Raw genomic sequence first — 250 nt, forward strand, 5'->3', positions numbered from 1 at the left:
GGCCCAGTCCTACCTGGCCCCGCCGAAGAAATTCGAGAACCTGGGGTCACCGCACAAGATCTATGACTTCATGTTCAGCGATATTCGCGAAAAACTCGAAGTGAAGTCGGGCGACCCGATCAAGCCTGAACATCTGGAGTAACAATGAACTGGGGCTGCTGTGCAGCCCCGGCAGTGTTGGGCCAAGCCCACCTATCAAGGCATACTACGGCCCTCCCCGGCCATGACCAACCGCCTCCCCATGCGCATC

Annotated in this window: 1 protein-coding gene; it reads left to right on the plus strand. The window is 58.4% G+C overall.

What is annotated here, in order from left to right; translation table 11 throughout:
- Nucleotides 1–142 (plus strand): DUF5064 family protein (locus SB725_RS32845; protein ID WP_410923653.1); only part of this gene is annotated, 142 nt, incomplete at its 5' end.
- Between the last annotated feature and the right edge of the window lie 108 nt (nucleotides 143–250).

This window comes from Pseudomonas sp. SIMBA_041, assembly GCF_046535095.1.
Classification (GTDB): Bacteria; Pseudomonadota; Gammaproteobacteria; order Pseudomonadales; family Pseudomonadaceae; genus Aquipseudomonas; species Aquipseudomonas mucoides.